This is a genomic window from Opacimonas viscosa, assembly GCF_024199005.1.
GTDB lineage: Bacteria > Pseudomonadota > Gammaproteobacteria > Enterobacterales > Alteromonadaceae > Opacimonas > Opacimonas viscosa.
On record NZ_JANATA010000295.1, the window covers coordinates 1 to 242 of the forward strand.

1 protein-coding gene is annotated in these 242 nt (G+C 31.8%); it reads left to right on the forward strand.

The annotated features are described in order from the left end of the window. Nucleotides 1–45: 45 nt before the first annotated feature. The coding region (locus tag NLF92_RS13670) for an MBL fold metallo-hydrolase (RefSeq protein WP_254102814.1) at nt 46–242 on the forward strand (197 nt) is incomplete at its 3' end.

The window sequence follows — 242 nt, forward strand, 5'->3', positions numbered from 1 at the left end:
GAAACATATGGTGTAAAATTATATACTCCAATTGATGATGAATTCATGCTTGAAAAAGATCCATATGGGATGGGTATGCCACCTTCTTTTGCTGATGTTTTAGTAAAACCTGATGAAGAAATAGAAATTCAAGGAATCAAAATTAAATTTCATCATTTCCCAGGTCATACACCAGGATGTTCGGCTATTCAAATTGATAAACATTTATTTACTGGCGACTTTATTTTTAAAGGTACTATTGG